The organism is Wolbachia pipientis (genome assembly GCF_023661085.1).
In the GTDB taxonomy this organism is placed as follows: domain Bacteria; phylum Pseudomonadota; class Alphaproteobacteria; order Rickettsiales; family Anaplasmataceae; genus Wolbachia.
The window spans coordinates 1-6316 of sequence record NZ_JAHDJT010000082.1; the positions used below are offsets into that span (position 1 = coordinate 1).

The 6316-nt window shown below is 34.4% G+C and carries 7 protein-coding genes; 6 read left to right on the forward strand and 1 reads right to left on the reverse strand.

The window, feature by feature from the left end; genetic code table 11:
• Positions 1 to 205: 205 nt before the first annotated feature.
• Positions 206 to 1708 carry a 2,3-bisphosphoglycerate-independent phosphoglycerate mutase gene (gpmI, locus tag DM84_RS04245; RefSeq protein WP_250778570.1) on the forward strand — a complete coding sequence of 501 codons (1503 nt, stop codon included), beginning with the start codon at positions 206 to 208 and terminating at the stop codon, positions 1706 to 1708.
• 143 nt (positions 1709 to 1851) lie between these two features.
• Complete coding sequence (locus DM84_RS04250; protein ID WP_250778571.1) at positions 1852 to 2469, forward strand: hypothetical protein; 618 nt, start codon at positions 1852 to 1854, stop codon at positions 2467 to 2469.
• A gap of 168 nt (positions 2470 to 2637) precedes the next feature.
• On the opposite strand, the gene fabD is transcribed toward DM84_RS04250, so the two are convergent.
• On the reverse strand, positions 2638 to 3618 hold the full coding sequence (gene fabD, locus DM84_RS04255; RefSeq protein ID WP_250778573.1) for an ACP S-malonyltransferase: 981 nt from the start codon (positions 3616 to 3618) through the stop codon (positions 2638 to 2640).
• 128 nt (positions 3619 to 3746) lie between these two features.
• Between fabD and rpmE the strand changes: the two genes are divergently transcribed.
• The 4 genes from rpmE to DM84_RS04275 form a co-directional block, all read left to right on the forward strand.
• Complete coding sequence (gene rpmE / locus DM84_RS04260; protein WP_041046380.1) at positions 3747 to 3959, forward strand: 50S ribosomal protein L31; 213 nt, start codon at positions 3747 to 3749, stop codon at positions 3957 to 3959.
• A 24-nt stretch (positions 3960 to 3983) separates the two neighbouring features.
• Positions 3984 to 4778 carry an NAD kinase gene (locus tag DM84_RS04265; protein ID WP_250778576.1) on the forward strand — a complete coding sequence of 265 codons (795 nt, stop codon included), beginning with the start codon at positions 3984 to 3986 and terminating at the stop codon, positions 4776 to 4778.
• Between the two features lie 92 nt (positions 4779 to 4870).
• Positions 4871 to 5845, forward strand: coding sequence for a hypothetical protein (locus tag DM84_RS04270; RefSeq protein ID WP_250778578.1), 975 nt, complete (start codon positions 4871 to 4873; stop codon positions 5843 to 5845).
• 95 nt (positions 5846 to 5940) lie between these two features.
• Positions 5941 to 6316, forward strand: a 376-nt coding sequence (locus DM84_RS04275) for an extracellular solute-binding protein (protein ID WP_250778580.1), incomplete at its 3' end; no start/stop codon positions are given.

The following is a 6316-nucleotide window of genomic DNA, read 5'->3' on the forward strand; positions in this document are numbered from 1 at the left end:
CTTGTCATTTTAACCTGTACAGATTGGGAAGTTAAACAAATAACTTCACTACTATAATAGGGGTAACGGCGAAGGTTGTCAAGTAGTTTTTTTGCATATGCTAAAACTAGTTTGTTGTGGAGAGGTCTAAATGTCACGCAATATAGAAATTGTGGAAAGAGTTTGTTTTTGGTATCATGTTATATCTATAGAATTCTAGCACCGTATGAGCTTTAAATCGGTTGTTTTATGTATACTAGATGGCTGGGGAAATGGAATAGAGAATAGTAAATATAATGCTATTAGCAATGCAAATCCACCCTGTTGGCAGTATATTAGCTCTAATTACCCAAAATGCAGTTTATCTGCCTGTGGAAGCGATGTTGGGCTACCAGATGGTCAAATAGGCAATTCAGAAGTTGGCCACATGAATATTGGCAGTGGCAGAGTAGTAATGCAAAGCCTACAGCGCATTAATCAAGAAATAGGAACAATAGAAAGCAATACAAATCTACAAAACTTTATTGGCAATTTAAAAAGTAAGCATGGCGTATGCCATATAATGGGATTAGTATCAGAAGGTGGTGTTCATTCGCATCAAAAACATATTTCAACTCTAGCAAATGAAATATCGCAACACGGAATTAAAGTGGTGATACATGCATTTTTAGATGGCAGAGATACCTCGCCAAATTCGGGGAAAAAATGCATTCAAGAATTTGAAGAGAGTATAAACAATGATACAAGAATTGCTACTGTCTCTGGACGTTATTACGCTATGGATCGTGATAACAGGTGGGAAAGAACAATTGAAGCTTACGAAGCTATTGCATTTGCAAAGGCACCTTGTCACGATAGTGTGATGTCGTTGATTGACGATAATTATCAAAACAACATAACTGATGAGTTTATCAGACCTGCAGTAATAGGTAACTATCAAGGTATAAAGCCAGAAGATGGAGTGTTACTAGCTAACTTCCGTGCCGATCGGATGATACAATTGGCAAGTATTTTGCTTGGTAAAACAGACTACATTGAAGTGGCAAAATTCTCTTCAATTTTAAGTATGATGCAATGCAAAGCGGACTTAAAAATTCCCTGTCTTTTTCCTCCTACATCCTTTTCTAACACTTTAGGACAGGTAATAGAGGACAATAAATTACGACAATTACGTATTGCCGAAACTGAAAAATACGCTCATGTAACTTTCTTTTTTAATTGTGGAAAAGAAGAACCTTTTCCCGGTGAAGAAAGAATTCTCATCCCTTCGCCAAAAGTTAAAACTTATGATTTGCAGCCTGAAATGTCAGCCTTTGAGCTCACAGAAAAGCTTGTAGAAAAAATTTATTCCCAAGAATTCGCACTGATAGTTGTAAATTACGCTAATCCTGATATGGTAGGTCATACAGGTAACATGAAAGCAGCTCAGGAGGCTGTGCTAGCTATAGATAACTGCCTTATGAAAGTGCTCAATTCTGTTGAAGAAGTGGGTAACACTGCGCTCATTGTTACGGCAGATCACGGCAACGTTGAGTGCATGTTCGATGAAGAAAACAACACACCTCACACAGCACATACTTTGAATACAGTTCCGTTCATCATATGCTTTGATTTTTGTGATAATCTAAATTTGAGAGACGGAAGATTATCTGACATCGCCCCTACTGTTTTACAGTTGCTTGGGATTAAAAGCCCGGATAAAATGACGGGTAGTTCATTGATCGTCTAATTTTGATTATCATTCTCTGTCATCTTAGCTGGGATTTACAACTATCACAGTATGGGTTTATCTGGAAGATAAAGTAACAAGAAAAAAACTATGTAGCGTATAGTGAGTATTTTTCCTATTTTAGTATTGCAAATATAATTGGTATGATTATCTTTTTGTTTAAGATTTTAATTGTTGCTTTTTTGTCAACTACACAAATTTTTGCAAAAGAAAAACTGCATACATTTTATGACAGAGAAAGCGGCTTACAATTATCACTACCTGGTAGTATGGTTGTAGATAACAACAATAACGTACGGACTGTTTATAATAATTACGGAAATGACTCTCTTATAAAAAACGCAAGAAAAATTGTTTCATTTAAATTCAAAGACGACCGCTACTATTTTATAAGAGCAGATGTACTAATCAGCAAAAATGATGTTTCAGAAAAAGCATGCTATAGCAGTTATCCGTATATGAATTATGAAGGTTTTTATGATGATAAAGGAAAAGAAGTACCAAATAAGATATTGATAGATGGGTATCAATTTACGTACCTTAACGGTAGTGATAATGTCACAAGTCACCTCTATGGTGCAGACACATATAGGGGTATAATTAATGGTAAATGTGTTTTTTTTGACATTTACTCAAACATAACAAGCCCTGATGCATGTATTGATGATCATTCTTTAATAAAACATATATGGAGCTCATTCCATGAAGATATGATAACTGTAAATAACATTATAAAAAATGCGAAGTTTGATTGTCACTAAATAAAAAATAAACCTTTTAGTCATTTTCTGTGGGGTGCTTTCGCATACAACATTTTTGACGGGATTGCATGGAGACCAGCGCTAGCTACTTGGATGACATCCTTTCTGGTCTATCAATCATAATGTTCGTAAAATGTATCTACTTGGGTAATACCAAATAGATACACTTCAACTTAAACTCACTTCTAGATTTTCCTCTGTCAACACTAACGATTCATCAAGAAAACTATCAATATCACCAACACTATTTATATTTTTCACGTTGATAGATTGATCAATTCTTTTGACTAAATTAGATAAAATTTTGTTAGGCCCAATTTCAACGAATTTGTTAACGTTGCGGTTTACCATATATAAAACCATCTCTCTCCATCTTACTTTGCTTATGATTTGCTTAGCAAGCAAATCTCTTATTATTTCTGGGTCACTTTCTTCTTTAGCTGTAACATTTGATACAAAGGGAATTAAAGGTCGAGTTACTGTAATGCTTTCCAAAAATTCCAAAAGTTTTTCATCAGCAGGTTTCATAAGAGATGAATGAAAAGGCCCACTAACTTGCAATTTAATTAGTTTTCTAACGCTTGAGTCTTTGAATAAATCAGGTAACATTTCAAGAGCTTCCGCAGTACCGCTTACCACTACCTGTCCACCGCCATTGTCGTTTGCAACTTCACAAACCCCGTCAATTTGGGCTGATTCTAATACATCCTCTACTTCGCTTATTTCTGCTCCAAGCAATGCAACCATTCCGCCTTTACATTTCAGAGAGGCTTCATGCATCGCTTCACCGCGAACTTTCAGCAGCTTGACTGCAGACTCAAGAGTCAATGCTCCTGCAGCACATAGTGCTGTATACTCGCCAACTGAATGCCCACAAACATACTGAACGTTGCAATTAGAGAAAAGAGATCTGCCAAACACGTGCTCCATAACACGTAGCGTTGCAATTGACACTGCCATTATAGCTGGCTGAGCATTTTCTGTGATGGTCAATTCTTCAATAGGGCCGTCAAAAATTAAACTAGATAACTTTCTACTTAGTATACTATCTACTTCATTAAATACCTGTCTTGCAACAGAGAACTCACTATATAAGCTCCTTCCCATTCCTACAAACTGAGAGCCCTGACCAGGGAAAGCAAAAATCATAATAATTATTATTTATTCTTCATTAAGTATACTACTTTATTTATTTTTTGTCAATATTTTAGAATAATAATTGACTTAGTGAATCGAATCCACTAGAATATTAACTAACTAGAAGTTTGTAGGTAGCAATGGCAGAAATTGATTATCATAAGATTACTATAATCATGACAAATGGTCAAGAGTTTGAAACTCGTTCCACTTATGGAAAGGAGGGTGATAAGGTAAAACTTGACAGAGATCCTCTAACCCACCCTGCATGGACTGGAAGTTTGACAAGTGGGTCGGCAAGCAAAACTAGCAAAATAGCTAAGTTTAACGATAAGTATGGAGGTATCTTCTAGTTTTTGCTTCTTTCTGAGTGAAGCATGCATAAATACAAAAATATAGCCTACGTTGCTTCTGAGTCACCAAAATCGCAGGAAGTATCTAAACTGTTACAAAAATTTAACCTTATCAATATAACAGGGGAAAATAAATCCGAAATTGATCTACTCATAGTTGTTGGCGGTGATGGCTTTATGCTACGCACCCTGCATAATTACGTAATAGGAAATAAAAACATACATGTATATGGAGTAAATACTGGTAATGTTGGATTTTTGATGAATAAGTGCTTTAGCCGCAACGAAGATCTAATTGATAACATAGAATACGCAACCCCAACTCAGCTCACTTTGTTAAAAACGGAAGCTACAGATATAGGTGGCAAGAAATACCATTACATAGCAGTAAACGAGGTATATGTTTTCAGAAAAGCGAATCAAATAGTAGAAATGAATATTACTATCAATAACAAGCTAAAAGTAGAAAAATTTAGAGGGGATGGAATAATATTGTCTACCCCAACCGGTAGCGCTGCATATAACTTTTCTGCCGGAGGCCCAATCTTACCATTAAACTCAAACTTACTTGCACTGACCTCTATTAATAGCTATCACCCAAGGCATTGGAACGGAGCATTAACCTCAAGTGATACAGTAGTACAAATTGACATTAACGACGTGGAAAATCGTCCAGCACTTGTAGTATCAGATTACAAGGAGTTCCATAATATATCACAGATAAAAATGCAGAAAGACCATGAGAACACAGTCACTCTACTTTTTGATAGGGATTATTCACTAGACGAAAGAATCTTTGATAGGCAATTTTTATACTAAATTTTTATATTTATTCTTAAATTAGTATTTACTACATCTTAATAACTATAGTGTAATCAACACAGCATAGTAATTAATTTCGGAGAGTAAATATGCCAGAAAGATCAACAACACCTATACCAGCACCTAGAACAAACATTTCACAAAACAGTGATGATACTAATAGTAATATAGATTCAGAGATTTCCTTAATCAATTCAAAAAAGAAAACAAACAGAATTTGGCCAAGAGCAAAATATGCCATACAGCAGAAAAGTTTTATACTTCCTGCAACAAGTTCTTTTCTTATTACAGCATATCTATCTTCTTCATGTTTATATCGTCTGCTATATTTAAAAGAGACAATAAATTTTATAGATTATATAAAAAGCTTTCAAATATGGACACTAATAACCATATCTTCTGGATTAGCTATTATAAGTTTGTGTGCTTTTATATGTAATTATAGAAATACTGAATCGCCAGCTGTGAGTAGTCTTGATGACTTAAGCAATGTGGTAAGTAATAATAATTTGGTTCATGATATTACAATATATAAAAAGAATAATGATCTAATAAAATTTAAAAATAAGAGTTATACAGGACATAGAAACATACCAAATTTTACCTATAAAAAATTAAAATTGGCAAATGAAAGAGTATTATTCAACATTTGCCTCTCCTCGTTTATAACTGTTGGTTCTATATATCCACTTGCTAAGTACTTACAACTAGGATCAGGAGGGTTTATTAAGTTTTTTAGCTTCAGTAGTGAAAAAGAAGAACTCACAATCTCCAAATTCTTTTCCAATGCCTATAATAGAGAACTAATCACAGTTGCTGCAGTTTTGACTGTACTTGCAGCATCCCTAGTGTTCATACTTGCGTGCTATCATAATAAGAAAACACACATAGAACCACTAAAATTCGATATACTTGTTAAAGATGATATCAAAGAAAGAAATGATCGATATCTCGAAGAAGTAAAAGGCAAATGTAAAGAAATAAGTACAGAAATAGAGACCATTGTTGTTAGGCATTATAATGACTCTGGCGAGGGAAAGAAAATAGCTGTTTTGGCACTATAAAAATGTGCGATATAAAGATGAATTAGACGAATTTTACACTTGCCAAAACCTTGCCATTTGGATATTTCTAACTAAGAGAAATTATTCTATTCAATGTGAAAAGAGCTTTAATATTCACATTTCTAATAGCAGTTGTATTAATAGTTGTTACTTATTTGTACAAGAACAGCGAAACAGACAATTCACAAGTGGTGAATGTTTATTCATCACGCAAGGAGGAATTAGTACGTACTTTATTTGATGAATTTACAAAAAACACGGGCATCAAGGTACGTTATATTATTGATGATTATTCTCAGTTGCTCTCACGCATGGAAAATGGTGGTGAAGCTGACTTATTTTTGACTGCAGATGCAGTGAATTTGATTTTAGCAAAAAAAAGAGACCTTCTGTCCAAAGTAGACTCAGAGGTTTTAAAAAATGCTATACCTGCAAAATTTAGAGATAATGAAGATTATTGGTTTGGCCTCA